The sequence below is a fragment of the Ruegeria sp. CE9 genome, from assembly GCF_056537425.1.
Genome location: NZ_JBQFRO010000011.1, coordinates 1 through 15869, shown reverse-complemented (window position 1 = coordinate 15869; position 15869 = coordinate 1). Strand labels below are relative to the sequence as shown.

At 55.9% G+C, this 15869-nt stretch carries 18 protein-coding genes and 1 pseudogene; 9 read left to right on the top strand and 10 right to left on the bottom strand.

The annotated features are described in order from the left end of the window. Window position 1 precedes the first annotated feature (1 nt). Window positions 2-1510: a PAS-domain containing protein gene (locus ACR0B3_RS18295; RefSeq protein ID WP_480810304.1), complete on the bottom strand. Its 1509-nt coding sequence runs from the start codon at window positions 1508-1510 to the stop codon at window positions 2-4. 65 nt (window positions 1511-1575) lie between these two features. Further along, window positions 1576-2967 (bottom strand): sensor histidine kinase RegB, encoded by a 1392-nt coding sequence (gene regB, locus ACR0B3_RS18290; protein ID WP_170760898.1) that lies wholly within the window; start codon window positions 2965-2967, stop codon window positions 1576-1578. A 93-nt stretch (window positions 2968-3060) separates the two neighbouring features. Between regB and ACR0B3_RS18285 the strand changes: the two genes are divergently transcribed. The 3 genes from ACR0B3_RS18285 (at window position 3061) to ACR0B3_RS18275 (ending at window position 5217) form a co-directional block, all read left to right on the top strand. Continuing rightward, window positions 3061-3678, top strand: a complete 618-nt coding sequence (locus ACR0B3_RS18285; protein ID WP_480810303.1) for an SCO family protein — start codon at window positions 3061-3063, stop codon at window positions 3676-3678. A gap of 87 nt (window positions 3679-3765) precedes the next feature. Next, a complete protein-coding gene (locus ACR0B3_RS18280; protein WP_039542641.1) occupies window positions 3766-4320 on the top strand; it encodes an ActR/PrrA/RegA family redox response regulator transcription factor in 555 nt (184 codons plus the stop codon). 129 nt (window positions 4321-4449) lie between these two features. Continuing rightward, window positions 4450-5217: a sulfotransferase family 2 domain-containing protein gene (locus ACR0B3_RS18275; RefSeq protein WP_480810302.1), complete on the top strand. Its 768-nt coding sequence runs from the start codon at window positions 4450-4452 to the stop codon at window positions 5215-5217. A 105-nt stretch (window positions 5218-5322) separates the two neighbouring features. On the opposite strand, the gene ACR0B3_RS18270 is transcribed toward ACR0B3_RS18275, so the two are convergent. The 3 genes from ACR0B3_RS18270 to ACR0B3_RS18260 all read right to left on the bottom strand — a co-directional run bounded on the left by ACR0B3_RS18270 (window position 5323) and on the right by ACR0B3_RS18260 (window position 7843). Continuing rightward, window positions 5323-6288 carry a glycosyltransferase family 2 protein gene (locus tag ACR0B3_RS18270; RefSeq protein WP_480810301.1) on the bottom strand — a complete coding sequence of 322 codons (966 nt, stop codon included), beginning with the start codon at window positions 6286-6288 and terminating at the stop codon, window positions 5323-5325. A 62-nt stretch (window positions 6289-6350) separates the two neighbouring features. Further along, window positions 6351-7175, bottom strand: a complete 825-nt coding sequence (locus ACR0B3_RS18265; protein WP_480810300.1) for an FkbM family methyltransferase — start codon at window positions 7173-7175, stop codon at window positions 6351-6353. Window positions 7176-7249: 74 nt separating this feature from the next. Next, on the bottom strand, window positions 7250-7843 hold the full coding sequence (locus tag ACR0B3_RS18260; RefSeq protein WP_480810299.1) for an HD domain-containing protein: 594 nt from the start codon (window positions 7841-7843) through the stop codon (window positions 7250-7252). Window positions 7844-8049: 206 nt separating this feature from the next. Here ACR0B3_RS18260 and ACR0B3_RS18255 point away from each other — a divergent pair, with 206 nt between their 5' ends. The 3 genes from ACR0B3_RS18255 to ACR0B3_RS18245 all read left to right on the top strand — a co-directional run bounded on the left by ACR0B3_RS18255 (window position 8050) and on the right by ACR0B3_RS18245 (window position 10619). Beyond that, window positions 8050-8364, top strand: coding sequence for a hypothetical protein (locus tag ACR0B3_RS18255; protein WP_170684635.1), 315 nt, complete (start codon window positions 8050-8052; stop codon window positions 8362-8364). Between the two features lie 103 nt (window positions 8365-8467). Then, the gene (ahcY, locus tag ACR0B3_RS18250; protein WP_480810298.1) at window positions 8468-9856 is read left to right on the top strand and encodes an adenosylhomocysteinase; all 1389 of its coding nucleotides are present in this window, start codon (window positions 8468-8470) and stop codon (window positions 9854-9856) included. Window positions 9857-9869: 13 nt separating this feature from the next. Continuing rightward, window positions 9870-10619 (top strand): extensin-like domain-containing protein, encoded by a 750-nt coding sequence (locus ACR0B3_RS18245; protein WP_480810297.1) that lies wholly within the window; start codon window positions 9870-9872, stop codon window positions 10617-10619. A gap of 4 nt (window positions 10620-10623) precedes the next feature. On the opposite strand, the gene ACR0B3_RS18240 is transcribed toward ACR0B3_RS18245, so the two are convergent. Next, window positions 10624-11271 (bottom strand): DUF899 family protein, encoded by a 648-nt coding sequence (locus tag ACR0B3_RS18240; RefSeq protein WP_480810296.1) that lies wholly within the window; start codon window positions 11269-11271, stop codon window positions 10624-10626. A 191-nt stretch (window positions 11272-11462) separates the two neighbouring features. Between ACR0B3_RS18240 and ACR0B3_RS18235 the strand changes: the two genes are divergently transcribed. Then, on the top strand, window positions 11463-11804 hold the full coding sequence (locus ACR0B3_RS18235) for a DUF2853 family protein (protein WP_170397892.1): 342 nt from the start codon (window positions 11463-11465) through the stop codon (window positions 11802-11804). 218 nt (window positions 11805-12022) lie between these two features. Here ACR0B3_RS18235 and ACR0B3_RS18230 read toward each other — a convergent pair whose 3' ends face one another. The 4 genes from ACR0B3_RS18230 to tsaD are packed head-to-tail and all read right to left on the bottom strand — an operon-like array spanning window position 12023 to window position 14771. After that, window positions 12023-12445, bottom strand: a complete 423-nt coding sequence (locus ACR0B3_RS18230; RefSeq protein ID WP_480810295.1) for an EVE domain-containing protein — start codon at window positions 12443-12445, stop codon at window positions 12023-12025. Then, window positions 12445-12714, bottom strand: a complete 270-nt coding sequence (locus ACR0B3_RS18225; RefSeq protein WP_170684625.1) for a YciI family protein — start codon at window positions 12712-12714, stop codon at window positions 12445-12447. The genes ACR0B3_RS18230 and ACR0B3_RS18225 overlap by 1 nt, the downstream gene beginning before the upstream one ends. After that, entirely contained in the window at window positions 12715-13677 is a 963-nt protein-coding gene (locus ACR0B3_RS18220; RefSeq protein ID WP_480810294.1) for an NAD(P)H-dependent glycerol-3-phosphate dehydrogenase, read from the bottom strand. Further along, on the bottom strand, window positions 13674-14771 hold the full coding sequence (tsaD, locus tag ACR0B3_RS18215) for a tRNA (adenosine(37)-N6)-threonylcarbamoyltransferase complex transferase subunit TsaD (protein WP_480810293.1): 1098 nt from the start codon (window positions 14769-14771) through the stop codon (window positions 13674-13676). The genes ACR0B3_RS18220 and tsaD overlap by 4 nt, the downstream gene beginning before the upstream one ends. 97 nt (window positions 14772-14868) lie before the next feature. Between tsaD and ACR0B3_RS18210 the strand changes: the two genes are divergently transcribed. After that, window positions 14869-15582, top strand: coding sequence for a uroporphyrinogen-III synthase (locus ACR0B3_RS18210; RefSeq protein WP_480810292.1), 714 nt, complete (start codon window positions 14869-14871; stop codon window positions 15580-15582). A 54-nt stretch (window positions 15583-15636) separates the two neighbouring features. Beyond that, window positions 15637-15869, top strand: a pseudogene (locus ACR0B3_RS18205) (hypothetical protein); the annotation flags it as partial.

Below are 15869 nucleotides of genomic sequence, written 5' to 3'. Positions count from 1 at the left end.
TTCAGGCGCTGATTTTTCGCATATCCGCCATGTTGTCGACCGCGTTATCCGTCGCGAAGCGCACGATCGTAGCCCCGTTTTGCATGGGGCTGACTGTGCAAGTCAGTTTCCCGCCTGATTTCAGGGTCAATTCGCCCGACCATTCGGCTCGGTTCTCACGCGCTGTGACGAATTCCCGAATTTCTCCGAGGATAGGTGAGGCGGCGCATTGGTCCTGCCACTGGCGGGTGATCTCAAGCACGGTCGCTGGTTCAAATCCGGTCTCGTTGCTGTCGCCCCATAGCTTTTGATAGGCGTAATTTGTCGTAGCTAAGATCCCGTCATCCGAGAAAACGGCGATGGGATCAGCCAGCTTGTCCAGGATGGATTGCATCAGATCCATCTCTGCGCGAAATCGCCGGGTCAGAGTGATTTCTGCGGTGATATCCTCAAACAAAAACGCCACGGCCCCGTCAGGGTGGGGTCTGCCGCTGACGGAATAAACCGAACCCGAGGGCAACGACCATGTTTCCTGATAGTTCCCGTCCCGGGCCGCTTCGAGCAGATCATTCATCTGACGCCGCCAACTGCGATAGTTCTTGGGTTCAGGCATCATATGCTGATCGCGCAGCCGATCGAAGAAGCTGGACAGGCTTGGACGTACGCTCAGAAAATCCGGGGGCAGGGTGGTCAGGTCGATGAGTGCGGGATTGAACAATGCCAATTGTCGATTGCGGTCGAATATGGCCAAGCCGATCGAAAGCTGCGCAAAGGTCTTTGTCATGGTTTGCACAAATTTGCGCTGGGCAATTTCCGCTTCGACAATCGCATTTATATCGACCGCATAACACAGCTGATCCCCATCGCGGGTCACACGCGTCAGATCGAACCAAAGCTTGGCGTCGCTGTCTTTGACCGGGATAGACACGCGGGTTTTCCAGCCCAACTGCGCCTCATCCGTGAGCGATGGAAACAGCGGATCTGTCAGATCTGCGTCTTGGCCGGAAATTTTGCGCACTAATGCCACGTAAGCTGCATTACACCATCTTACTTTGTTGCGATTATCAACGGACCATACTGGATAAGGGGCCTGCTCCATTGCCAATCGAATTGGATCGCTGGGGTCACGGCGCGGCGCACGCGAATTGCCCGTCAGATCGCGCAGTTGTACGCGGATAATGCCATCGATCCATTCGCACAAAATCTCGCGCTCAACTGTGCAATCAATGGCGGATACGGAAATGCTCCCTTGTGATCGAACACTTTCGGGTGTTTCGGGGAAGGCGGGGAAATCGCGCTGAAGCAGACGCCTAAGGTCTTCCCAGTTTCTGACGGATTCGTATCCCGCCAAGGCAACGTCCGAATGGCTGATCAATTGATCGCCATCGAATAGAAAGACTACGTCGAACAGCGCGCCGGGGGTTGATAGCCCGTAGTCACTTGCTCTGGCCTGTCGGTGCGGCAGCAGCCATAGTATTGCAAAGCAGGCCGAAACCACGCTGATTGTGGCCAGCACGATCCAATCGGCCATCGATCCTACGCCCTTGTCAAAAATCCCGAACCTGTATGAACAACAATAGTTAACAGGGTCTTAACTCAGATCTGGAACGGTTGATTTGCGCCGGACGGGACCGGTGTATCACCGGTTTGCGCATCAATCAGCTTGCGCGGCCAGACAACTTTGACAATTGCACCTTTGCGGTCAGGCTGATCGCTCAGGGTCTGATAGGGATCTGCTCCATTCGCGAAGTAAAGTTCAGCCCCGCTGCGTTCCAGCAAGGTCTTGGCAATGAACAGTCCCAATCCCATCCCCTCATATTCAGGTCGGCTGCTACGGTCGGCACGGCGGCGGCGCATGAAGGGATCGCCGATGCGTCCGATGATATGCGATGGATAACCCCGCCCATCATCCATGATTAAGACGCTAATCTGATCCGAGGTCCACTCGGCCTCGACCCAGACATTCGACTTGGCAAAATCCACCGCATTCTGGATCAGGTTACGCAAGCCGTGGATGATTTCGGGCTTGCGCAGGATTGAAGGCTGCTGAACATCACCATCGGCAACAGGCCCTTCGTCGAAATGCACCGCTTTGCCACGGTTGATATGCGGCTCGGCCGCCTCATGAATCACGGTAGACAAGGGCGCCTGCCGCAGGTGCAGATCATCTTTGCCAGCCCGTCCCATATCGCGCAGGATGTCCCTGCAGCGATCGGCCTGTTCACGGATCAGAGCGGCGTCTTCCTTTAACTCGGGCTTATCGTCCAGCTCTTCGATCAATTCAGAACTGGCCAGCTTGATCGTTGCCAGCGGCGTACCCAACTCGTGCGCCGCCGCAGCCACGACGCCGCCCAGATCGGTCAGCTTTTGCTCGCGCGCCAGTGCCATATGAGTGGCCGACAGCGCTTCGGACATCGACTGCACCTCGGAACTGATGCGATGGGAATAGGCACCAATGAAGACGATGGCGATGATGATCGCAGCCCAGTTTCCGAACAAAAGAACATCGGGGATATCCAGCACAAGGCCCAGATCGGTACGCAGTGGCAGATGGAACTGCGCCAGCAACGTTGTCAGGATCACCGCGACGCTGCCGATGATCAGGGTCGAGCGTGTGCTCATCACATTGGCCGAGATCGTCACCGGACCAAGTAACAGCAGCGCAAACGGGTTGTTCAGCCCCCCTGTCAGATACAGAAGAACCGACAGCTGCAGCAGGTCGAACAGCACCATCAAGAAATTCTCGAATTCCGACAGACGCTTGTTTTCCGGGAAGAGCAGGATGGCCGTCAGGTTGCCCATGACCGAAACGCCGATGGCGAAGTAGCACAAAGCCAGTTCAAGCTGAACGTGGTAGTATTTCTGAGCAACCGTGATCGCGGTGAACTGGCCGATAATCGCGACCCATCGCAGCAGGATCAGCGTGCGCAGCCTGATCCAGGTGCTGCGCTCCTGCCCACGCCAAAGACTGGTGTTGGAATCCGTCATCTGTCGATTATGTCCTATTGCGTCGGTCCGCCATGTTGATAGGTGTCCCGGCGGAAACGATCAACAACCCCTTTACGTATCAGGATACGCACCATGATCCGCCTTTATGCTATTCTTGCAACCGTTGTGCTGGCCGTAGGCCTGGGTGCCATGTGGCTGCTGACACGTGGCGGGGGTGACGATAAATACGCACAATGCCGATCATCCCAGATCGCGGGGGGGAGCGCGGCAATCGGCGGGCCGTTCGAATTGATCAACGCCAACGGCGAGACGGTGACCGACAAGGATGTGATCACCGAACCGACGCTGGTTTATTTTGGTTATACCTTCTGCCCGGATGTCTGCCCCTTTGACATGTCGCGCAATGTCGATGTGGTTGATTTGCTGGCAGAGCGTGGCCAGTCTGTGACGCCGATGTTCATATCCGTTGATCCCGACCGCGATACCCCTGAGGCGGTTGGCGATTTCGCCTTCAACCTGCATGAGCGCCTGATCGGCCTGACCGGAAGGCCCGAGCAGGTCAAAGCGGCGAGCAAAGCCTACAAGGCCTATTACAAGGCGCATGAAAAAAGTGATGAGTATTATCTGGTCGATCACTCAACCTTTACCTATCTGATGACGCCCGAGGATGGGTTCCTTGAATTCTTCAAGCGCGACGACACGGCCGAGCAGATGGCAGACCAGATTGGCTGCTTCCTTGACAAGGCCTGATCCAGAACAGCCGGTTTGACGTTTGAAATGGCGCTGCTATTACTCTTCATTAAGCCAATCGGCATGAAATAGCGGAAAGACCCACATATGGCAGACAGTTCCCAGCTTGAAATCGGCCCCGACAAATCGCTGCTGCTGGTCGATGATGACGAGCCGTTTCTGAGGCGTCTGGCCAAGGCTATGGAAAAACGCGGGTTCGAGGTTGAAACCGCAGGCTCAGTCGCCGCAGGCCGGGCCATTTCCACAGCACGCCCCCCTGCGTACGCCGTGGTTGATCTGCGGCTCGAGGACGGCAACGGGCTGGATGTGGTCGAAGTGCTGCGTGAAAAACGCCCCGACAGCCGTGTTGTGGTTCTGACCGGATACGGCGCGATTGCCACCGCTGTGGCCGCTGTCAAAATCGGTGCAACCGACTACTTGTCCAAGCCCGCCGATGCCACCGACATCACCAATGCGCTGCTGGCCAAGGGCGATGAACTACCTCCGCCACCGGAAAACCCCATGAGCGCCGACCGCGTCCGCTGGGAACATATCCAGCGCGTTTATGAGCTGTGCGACCGCAACGTCTCGGAAACTGCGCGCAGGCTGAACATGCACCGCAGAACGCTGCAGCGGATTCTGGCCAAGCGTAGTCCGCGGTAATTCAACTTTCTGGGAATTCTTGTACAACCCGCGCTTAATCGTAGCGTCATTGTGCGTCTTATAAGTGTTTAGAGGCCAGAAGGCAGAGTATCCAACCAGATCGATAACTCTAGGCAAGGGAACATCTTGATGGAATCTGTCACGCCCAATGCCTCGGGTATCCTCAATAACTATCTGCACGACAGGCATTTTCTGCAAACTGTTCATTTACCTGCATTCGACCCACCTGCACGCCCATTTGTGTATATGAAAAACCACAAATGCGCATGTTCAACGATTTTGGCTTCAATTCTGAACCAGTTAAACGCCGAGACCGGGGGTTCTGTGCAGATTGATATGAAAAGCATACATAACCCGCCGAAATCGCTGATCAGAACAGGTAGGAAAGCTCTGAATGTTCCAACAGCAATCGAAGCACTAAGGGATGATGCGCGGTTTCGCTTCTCGGTGGTTCGTCACCCAGTTGAACGCACGCTCAGTGCTTTTTTTGGCTATCTTCTGAAAACACCGGGCCAAAAGGAGAAGTTTCTACAGCATGTTGGCAGAGCGCCAGATAGCGACATTCATTTGTCCGACTTTCTCGACATTGTTGCACGCGACGAGAAGGCGCGTGATCTGAACCGACATTGGCGCCCTCAACGCAAAGAAATCAGTTATGATTTCATTGACTTTGATTTCGTTGGACGTGTCGATGAATTAAATTCCGCGCTGGATCATATTTCCTATGAGATATTTGGAAACCACATAGACATGCAGGATACGCGCAGTTCATTGGGTCATTCGTCTTCTTCCAAAGACGCCATTAAAGGTTTGACGAAGTCTGATCATTCAAACCTTGAAGCCGCGTTTTTCATGGACTTCGAAATGTTTGAGGACGCAAAGAAGCGGTTTGGCTAAAGCTACGTGCTTTGGATGGATCGGTATGAGCGTGTAAAATCGATCGGGCAAGTTGAAGTCTGAAGTTGCCTCAGCAGCAATAAGCCGTACTGGTCTATGACCTGTTTATGAGCGACGCACATGTATCAACTGTATACGTTTTGCGCATGTTTCTAGTAAAGTCTCATATGCTTGACCAACTTCCGGCAATGATAGTAGCTCATCCACCTTTGTCTGCAACCGGTCGCTCATGATCAGCATTCGGTCATCCAAAACGCCATTCTGATTGTATTTGTTCCAATACTGTTCGCGAAACCGGCTGTTCCGGTCAGGCGCATCAATGGGTTTCGTGCCCTGTCCGCGCTGGCGTTTGAGTTCGAAACTGTCTCGTGTTTTCACTGGGTAGTGAAAAACCGCCGCCCATTCGTGCGAGACCAAATGTTCGGGCGCGGCCCCAAAGGCATGGCGCCTGCGCACGCCCGAGCGATAAATGTCCTCATGCATTGGCTGCCCAGAGGCATTGACGAACTGCCCGCCATCACGCTGAAATCCCTTGAATAAATGCGGTCGGTGGATCCCGAACCCTCTTATCTTTTCCGAGGTTTTAAACAGGGTTTTATAGCGCCGATGCAGACGGTGATCGTTCTCGGCACGCCGCAGAAATCGCTGAGTGACAAGACCGGGCTCCCAGTGGTCATGATGCCCGTCTCCGAAGATCAGCCAGTTTATCGCCACCCCTTCGGCAATTCCTTCGCAGCGTTCGATCAGGTTCGTGACCCGATTGTCAGCGCCCGCGCAATATAGAAACTCATCACTATCGAGCCACATCAACCAGTCGGTATAGACAAGTGATGGGTGCAAATAAGCTTTGTCGGCGGCTGCGTGTTGCGGAATTTCGCCCGGCTTCAGGTCCTGCAGCACATGAGAGATGACCCCGTTCTTATCCAGCGCATCCAACAGCTCGGTTGTGCCGTCTGTCGAGTCATTGCTGTAGATCAGGATCGGATCAAACCCGGTCAGCAGATGATAGGCGATCCACTCAAGGACAAACGGCCCTTCATCCTTGGCGCAGGAGAACAGCCCGACATTCATACCGGCTCGATCTGTTGCAGGCGAAGTGGTCCGGTCATAATCAATGTTCGGTCTGGCACGACCTACCTTTTGAAGATGATATTGCGCTGGGTTTGAAAGACATTCTCGTATCCACGATCAGAAAGCGAGGCAAACAGGCCTTTGGCCTCATCGCCAAGATTTACGGTTTCCAGTTGAAGATAGCAGGGCAGGGCTGCGTCTTTGGCATCCTCAAGGAATGGCAGGAGGATATTCGGCTCATGCCCTTCGACGTCCAGCTTGGCAAAATCGGCGCCATGCAGATGGGTAAGCACAAGCAGCGTTCGGGTCTGCACCTCTATCGTGTCGTGTTTTGACGTATCTACGCCGACGGCATTATTCGCCAACCATGCCTCGCCAAGATTGGTGGCTGTGTCACCCCGGCTTTCTATACAAAGCGTTGCCTTTCCGGAAGTGCCAGACAGGGCGAATGTGTTCAGCTCAACATGGCTAAATCCATTGAGAGCGCAATTTTTCCTAAGGCGTTCGGCCAACGTCGGGTTGGGCTCAAACGCATGAATTTGTGATCCTGGGCCCAAGATCGACGCGAGAAAAAGCGAATACAGGCCAAAATTGGCCCCGATATCCAGAACTTTTAGCGTTTTTCCTTCAAAGCGCTCTTTCAGCCAATTCAATTCAAGCTCTTCCGGAGATCGGCCCTTTCGCCACAGTGTGAACTCGCTGAAATTGTCATGAGGATGCAGGTGTATCTTGCAGCCCCGATACATGATCATCTGTGGCAGCAGTGATCTGCGGATCAGATTGCGCACCCGGCCACGGCCCGTCAGATTATACGCCTCGCGCAAGCATGCGTTGGCGTATTCCATCTGTGCGTTGGACAACGAGATTTGGTTATCTGGATCGCTCACTTGAACCTGCGTCGGGCTATAGTCTTGTTTTGACAACAAATTAGCACATGCCAAAGCGCTGATCTACTGGCGTTCTAGATACCGTCCAGCAGCGCTTTGTGCCGCGCGGTATAGGCTTGCCGTACTTCAATCGGGGGGCGCAGTTTGATTTGCAGACCTTCCAAAATCGTTTTGTCCGGGCGGCCGAAGAACTTTGACGCCTCAGCCTCAGAGAACCCCGCGATCTGCGTGGCTTCCATCCACGCGCTGATCTTGTCTGCTTTCTTGATCTGGCGCTTGACCGTCTGTGGCACCGCAGCGGGCAGACCAAAGCGGATATGGATCGCCGCTGCCAGCCGATCATCCAAGGCACCATAATCCGGGCCAACAGCGGACTTCACCGGCGAAATCATGTCGCCGATCACGTATTCCGGCGCATCGTGTAACAGGGCCGCCAACCGCCACTTTGCCGGTGCATTTGGGGCGATACGGCCAAAAAGCTCTTCCACCAGCAGCGAATGCTCGGCCACGGAATAGGCGAAATCCCCGTTGGTTTGCCCGTTCCACCGCGCCACAAAGGCCAGACCATGGGCAATGTCTTCGATCTCGATATCAACCGGGGTCGGGTCCAGCAGATCCAGTCTGCGACCCGACAACATTCTTTGCCACGCTCTGGGTTGTGTTGCCATTTTGCCATGCCTTGTGAACTGGGACACGTTCAATTCGCGTTCTTGTGGTATGATGTATCTGTCTGGATCACATGCTGCCAACATTTTCTTGAGCATTCGTGCTTTGAACCTACACGATACGATCCCGACATAAAGGACTGAGGGGGGTGCTGACTCCTCCCAGTTGCGCCCTCTCGAAACGAAACACGTATCGAAAGGAGCTTGTTATGTTCAAGCGTTTAGTTGCAACCGCCCTGACCTTTGGAATGGCCGCCACTGCGCCGCCCGCTTTTGCCCAGAATTGTGCAGAACGCGAGCACGTGATTGCTAAACTGCAAGACAGTTACGCCGAGGAATTAGCCTTTGGTGGTCTGCAGAAATCACGCGGCACGCAGTCGGTCATGGAGGTTTGGACCTCGAAGGAAACGGGAAGCTATACCGTTTTGGTGACCCAGGCGAACGGCATCAGTTGTATTGTCGCCGTTGGCACGGATTTCTTTGAAGCAATACCAAAAATCAAAGTCGAGGGTACGCCAAGCTGATATTTTAGCACACGACTTCCCGTTTCTGGCCATCCACATTGCCACCTGCCCCAAGGAATGCTAGGGGCAGCCCGGATCAAGATTTACCGGAATGGAGCACCTGATGGCCGGGGACTATATCGTCAAAGACATTTCGCTGGCCGGGTTTGGCCGCAAGGAACTGGATATCGCTGAAACGGAAATGCCGGGATTGATGTCCCTGCGCGCGGAATACGGCGACAGCAAGCCCTTGAAAGGCGCCCGCATTGTGGGTTCGCTGCACATGACCATCCAGACTGCCGTACTGATTGAAACGCTGGTGGCGTTGGGCGCTGATGTGCGCTGGGCCTCATGCAACATCTTCTCAACTCAAGATCACGCAGCGGCGGCAATTGCCGAGGCGGGCATTCCGGTGTTTGCGATCAAAGGCCAGACGCTGGAAGAGCATTGGGATTATCTGGACAAATCCTTCCTGTTCGAAGACGGCCCCAACATGATCCTCGATGATGGCGGCGACGCGACGTTGTATATCCTGTTGGGTGCGCGTGCTGAAACCGGTGAAGACATCATCCCCGTTCCGGGGTCGGAAGAGGAAGAGGTCATCAAAAAGCAGATCGCCAAACGTATGGCAGCCTCACCTGGCTGGTTCACCAAAATGCGCGACCAAATCCAAGGCGTGTCCGAGGAAACCACAACCGGTGTGAACCGCTTGTATCAGCTGGTGAAAGACGGCCACCTGCCGTTCCCGGCGATCAATGTGAATGACTCGGTCACCAAGTCGAAATTTGACAACAAATATGGCTGCAAGGAATCGCTGGTCGACGGTATCCGCCGTGCCACCGACACCATGATGGCCGGGAAAGTTGCAGTTGTATGTGGTTATGGCGACGTGGGCAAAGGCTCGGCGGCCTCGCTGCGTGGTGCAGGTGCCCGTGTGAAAGTGACCGAGGTTGACCCGATCTGCGCCCTGCAAGCCGCGATGGACGGGTTTGAAGTCACCCTGCTGGAAGACGAAGTTGCCAGCGCGGATATCTTCATCACCACCACCGGCAACAAGGACGTGATCCGCATCGAGCATATGCGCGAGATGAAAGACATGGCCATCGTCGGTAACATTGGCCATTTCGACAACGAAATTCAGGTGGCCAGCCTGAAGAATCACAAATGGACCAACATCAAGGAACAGGTGGATATGATCGAGATGCCTTCGGGCAATCGTCTGATCCTGCTGTCCGAAGGTCGCTTGCTGAATCTTGGCAACGCCACAGGGCACCCCTCGTTCGTGATGTCGGCCTCCTTCACCAACCAGGTTCTGGCGCAGATCGAGCTGTTCACCAAAGGTGACCAGTACAAAAACGACGTCTACATCCTGCCCAAGCATCTGGACGAGAAAGTCGCTCGTCTGCATCTGGACCGCATCGGCGTAAAGCTGACCCAGATGGACAGCGATCAGGCGGCCTATATCGGGGTGAAACCCGAAGGTCCCTATAAGCCGGAACACTACCGCTACTGAGTGCGAAAGACGCATGACCAAGCCTTCCAGACGCCGCCGAATCTTGCTTTCGGCGGCGTCTTTTCTATTTGGCCTCTTAACGCTGTTGATCGTGTTGGGCGGTGGCGTTTGGTGGCTGCTTGCCCATCCCAACACGCCGGTGTCCCCGCACTGGAACCCGCTGCGTGATCTGACCGTGACGGCCCCGGTGACTCCGGTCACAGCCTACCAGTTGAACCGAGCACTGGCGGATGATGTCATGTGCCGCGCCGCTCTGGCTGAGGCTGGGGTGCAGTTTGAACCGATGGAAGATCTGGTCGTGGACGAGAACTGTGGGATTGCGGGGCGGGGCCGGTTGACCAACCTGGTGCAAGCACGGATCGCGGCGATCGAGACCCGGTGCGCCACCACCTTACGACTTGCCATGTGGGAACATCATGTGGTGCAGCCTGCTGCGCAGGCATTGTTGGGCACCACAGTGAGCCGATTGCGTCAGATCGGCAGCTATAATTGCCGCCTGATGCGCACTGTGCAGGGGCAAGACAATGGTTGGAGCAGTCACGCCACTGCGGACGCGATCGACATTGTTGGGCTGGACCTCTCTGATGGACGCAGCCTGAACCTGTTGTCGGACTGGGCTAGTGACGGCCCCGAGGCTGAGTTTCTGCACCAGATCGGGCGCGGAGCCTGTGATTGGTTCCGCGTGGTCCTTGGGCCCGATTTCAACCGTTTACATGCCGATCACTTTCACCTTCAGGGGCCCGGCTGGGGCTATTGCCGATAGCTCCTCAGCGCAGTGGCGGAATGAAATCACCACGGCCTTGCGGTGTGAAATCCAGAACATTCCACAGCGGCCAAGCCGCATCCACGTGCCGGGGATGCCAGTCGCTTGGTTCAAAGAATAGCTCGGAACTCCAGAAGTGATGAATGCCATCCGGGAGTCGCTGGAAGACATTCAGGATAGGAAGTTGATCGCCCCCTTCGGTCTCGGCCAGATAGTCGCTCTGGTAGCTCGTCCCCAGTGCAGAATAGAGCGGCAGCGCATTCCAACCCATCTCATCCTTGAGCGCCGAGAGTATTTCGGGCGTATTCTGCGCCACTACGGCAACCGAGGCGTTCTGTATGAGATGGTGGATCTGAGAGTTCAGCCCATCCAGAAACGCCGAACACATAGGGCAGGGGCGTTCCGCGTCGGGTCCGTACATCAGCGAATAGATGATCAGCGTATCCTTATCGCCAAACAGCGACGACATAGGCGCACCCTCGCCTGCCAGATCTCGGAACGCATAATCGTTAGGGGTTTTGCCTCCGGTTGGAAGAGAACGGCGCAAGGCCGCGACCTCTTCAACCTTTGCTCTCAGGTCCCGCTCGGCGGATAGAAGTGCATTACGAGCTGACCGATATTCGGTGGTTTCATTCGGTAACGTTACGTGCATGGGGACCTCCGGGAATCATAATTAACAAAAATGTTAAATAATAAATCTGAAAAAATCAAATCACCAAGTCCCGCGAAGTTCAGCCTAGGGGGAAACCTTGTGATTTTTCCCTTTTGGGAATTCCGCCGACAAGGCTAGTCTTCTGCGCATCGGTAAAAAGTTCCGTGACAATGGATTAAGGAGATTGGGACATGGGCAAACGCGACGAATTGATCGCCAAATACGCTGAAGATCTAAAAGGCAAATGCGGGATGGACCCCGATATGGACCTGCTGACCAAGGTCACCATCGGTTGTGGTCCGGCGATCTATGACGCGGATGCGTCGACAGTGGCGGCCAGCCAGGAAGGCGAGCTTGAGACGGTCAAGAACAACTTCCTGATTAAAAAGCTGGGCCTGTCGGATGGTCCCGAACTGATGGAAGGGATCAACAAGGCCATGGAGACCTATGGCATGTCCGAGCGTAACAAGTACCGCGCTGTCGTCTATTACATGCTGACCAAGCATTTCGGCAAAGAATCGGTCTATAGCTGATCCAGCCAAGAACCATTTCAGCACCCGTCGGTCTTACCGGCGGGTGTTTTGTATTTGATTGAAACTCTAAATACTTGGCGTTTGAAGCGCGGTTCTGAAATCGGCTAAGTTCAGGATATGACCAGGACGGTCAGAGCCAATAGATTTCCGTATGCGTGTGGTGAGCTTGGGAGCACGCGGGGTAGGGAAGGTTCTGCATCCGTCAGGACCTTCCCTTTTTAGTCAGCGTCTGTTTGGCCCAGCATGCAGATCACCTGCCATTCAGCGTCGCTAACCGGCTGCACCGACAGGCGCGAATTCTTGACCAGAACCATCTCACCCAACTGTTCATCCGCCTTGATCTGGTCCAGCGTGACCGGAACAGCAAAGGGCCGGACGGCCTTGATATCCACGCATTCCCAACGCTCGTCATCGGTGGTGCTGTCTGGATGGGCCTCGGCGCAGACCTCGACAATGCCAACAATCGCCTTGTCCTTCTGCGAGTGATAGAAGAACCCCCGGTCGCCAATCTGCATCTGGCGCATGAAATTGCGGGCCTGATAGTTGCGGACACCGTCCCATTCCTCGCCTGCGTCCCCTTTGCCGACCTGCTGATCCCAGCTCCAGGTCGAGGGTTCGGATTTGAACAGCCAATACGCCATCAGCCGATGACCTTTTTCCACGGGATCAATTCGACCGAGTCGAACAATCCGGCCAGCGCATAAGGATCGCTATCTGCCCAGGCCTGCGCGGCGGCCAGATCTTCAACCTCCAGAATGATCAGCGAGCCGATCATTGCATCGCCATCCAGCAAGGGTCCTGCCTGTGTCACCACACCTGTTTCTTCGATATAGGCCAGATGGGCCGCGCGATTATCCAGCCGGGTTTGCAGAGCGCCGGCTTTGTCCCGGGCGATGAGAGCGATGAGCATTTATTCCTCCTTGAGTGGGCGGCCCAGCAGGGCCTGAATCGCATCGGTGACACTGTAGGCACCACTGCTGAGTTTCGCCACCGTAGCGCTGATGGGCATGTCCAGCCCTTCGCTTGCGGCGATCTCTGACATTGCCTGTGCCGTGGCAACACCTTCGACAGTCGTTGCGGAGTCGAACGGCTTATTTAGACCCAAACACAGGCCAAAACGGTAATTTCGTGACAATTCGGATGAGCAGGTGAGTACCAGATCACCCAGTCCCGACAGCCCCATCAGCGTATCGGGCTGTGCCCCGCGTAAGGCCGCAAAGCGCTGCATCTCGGCAAATCCGCGCGTGATCAGCGCAGCGCGGGCGCTGTCACCCAGACCCGCACCAATGGCCGAGCCGCAGCCAATGGCCATCACATTCTTCAGGGCACCGCCCAGCTCGGCCCCGACCGTATCAGAGGTTCGATAAAGGCGTAGGTTGGCGGTTGTCAGCTCTTGTTGAAGGTTCTCACCAAGCGTTGCGTCGGCGCAGGCCAACGTCAGCGCTGTGGGCAAACCGCGCGCGATGTCGTCGGCAAAACTGGGTCCGGTCAAAAGGGCGGCGCGCGCGTTTGGAACGGCTTCGTTCATGAGCGCAATGGGCCCAAGCCCCGTGGTCAGTTCAATTCCTTTGCAGCAGGCCACCAGTACCTTGCCATTCAACTGCGCTGCATGCAGGGCCAGCGCATCGCGCAGTTTTTGCATCGGGACGGCAAGAAGCAATACCTCGGACTGAGTTGCCTGCCCGATTTCAGCGGTAACCGTAATATTGGAAGGCAGGGCAACACCCGGCAAGCGATGCGCATTCTCGCGCATTTGTTGTATTTGCTCTGCCTGATCGCCGTTTCGCGACCACAGCGTAACCGGCCCGTTCCCAGCCAATGAAATGGCCAGCGCAGTTCCAAATGCGCCTGATCCAAGGATGGATACGCTCATGCCTTGGCCCCCTTTTTACCACCACCCAACATCGCTGGGCTGGTTTGGTCCAAGGGCCAGCGGGGCCGTGCTATCAGGTCCAATCCGTCCCTTGCGCCATTCAGAAAACGCTCCAGCCCAGCGTAAGCTATCATCGCGGCATTATCGGTGCACAAAGCCAGTGGAGGGGCAGTGAATCGGGCGCCCAATTCAGCTGAAACGGTCTCTAATGCTGACCGAATGGCGGTGTTCGCAGCAACGCCTCCTGCAACGGCAATAACCGGCTCGGACGGCGACGACTCAAGATAAAGTGCTATCGCGCGGCGGGTTTTTTCAGCCAGAGTATCGACGATAGCCTGCTGAAACCCAGCACACAGATCGGCGCGGTCCTGTCGTGTCAATCCACCCTTTTCGATTACGACCTGATCGCGCATGCGCATCAATGCCGTCTTGAGCCCCGAGAAAGACAGATCACATCCCGGACGATCCAGCAGTGGGCGGGGAAAGCGGAACCGCTTGGCATCACCCGCGCGTGCTTCGGCCTCGACCGAGGGGCCGCCGGGTTGCGGCAGACCCAGCAGTCGGGCGGTCTTGTCAAAGGCTTCACCGGGGGCATCATCGATTGTCCCGCCCAGACGGGTGAATTGTTCCGGCCCATGGGCGATCAGGTATTGGCAGTGGCCGCCCGAGACCAGCAGCATCAGGTAGGGAAAGGCAATTCCGTCGGTCAGGCGTGGCGTCAGCGCGTGTCCGGCCAGATGGTTCACCCCGATCAAAGGCAATCCGGTGGCCGCGCTCAGCCCCTTTGCGCACATCACGCCGGACATTACGCCTCCAATCAGGCCTGGCCCAGCGGTCACGGCGATCGCGTCCAGATCATCAAAGCCAATCTCAGCCTGTGTTAGAGCCTGCTTGACGCAGATATCCAGCTTTTCCGCATGTGCACGCGCTGCGATTTCGGGCACGACACCGCCATAGGCGCTGTGCAGCTCGGTCTGGCCATGAACCACGGAGGACAGAATTTCGGCCTGCGCGCCTATGCCCTGCCGCACCACGGCGGCGGCAGTATCGTCGCAGCTGCTTTCCAGTCCGAGGACGGTAAGTGTTTGCACCATAGGCCTGATCCGTTGCATCATGATTGCCAAGCGGGGTATCACCCCGCGCGGATGCAAACAATCCCAAGGCCGAAGGCGCCTACCGTTGTATTTGTTGATGACTCGCCCTCGCGCCGCCTCGAACAGGTTCGTCGCGCAACTGCCAGACCGTATTCGGTCACAGGTCGAGGTTATCCATTCACCTTTGTTAAAGATCGAACCGCTAGCGGTTCCGGTTGAACCCGGTGACGCTGCCGGGTTGATCTTTTCCTCGGCCAATGGCGTGAACGCCGCCGCCAAGTTGAATGTGGATCGCAGCCTTCCCGCCTATTGCGTTGGTCCGGCGACTACGCAGGCCGCGAACGCAGCGGGTTGGGACGCACAGATGCTGGGCGCAACTGCTGAAGAACTGGTCGCCAATCTTCTGAAACGTAAGCCACACAGCCCGCTGTTGCACCTGCGTGGTGAACATAGCCGAGGCAACGTGGCTGAACGCCTGACCGAATCTGGCTTAACAACCCTCGAACAACCGATTTATCGGCAGCAGCTTCTGCCGCTGAGTGATGAGGCGTGTCTGGTCGCCACGGGTGATCAGCCGATTATCGCCCCGATCTTTTCCCCCCGCACAGCGCGACATTTTGCCGATCTCTGGTCTGGATCTGCTCCCTTGTGGCTGGCCGCAATCAGCGAGGCCACCGCAGAACCCCTTAAAACATTGTGTTTTGAGCGGATGAAGATCGCGCGTGAGCCGACACCGGACAAAATGCAGAAAGCCGTGAAAAAACTTGTGAAATACGTGATGCGGGTTGAGAGCGCGCCGGGTGCAGATTAACTTGGGTAAGTCTGTTGTTCATGTGTTTTGGGAATCGATAAGGGGATTAGGACGGTGGCTGATAAGAAGAAACCCGATCAGGAGCCGGTCGAAGACCCTAAAGTCGAAGAGGTGGCAGAGGCCACCGAGACCAAAAGTGATGCAGTCTCGGATGAGAAATCTGTTGACGCGGAGGAGACTGCAGACGAGGTGACTTCCGAAGCCGAAGCCGAAGCCGAAGCCGAAGCCGAAGCCGAAGCCGAAGCCGAAGCCGAAGCCGAAGCCGAAGCCGAAGCCGAAGCCGAAGC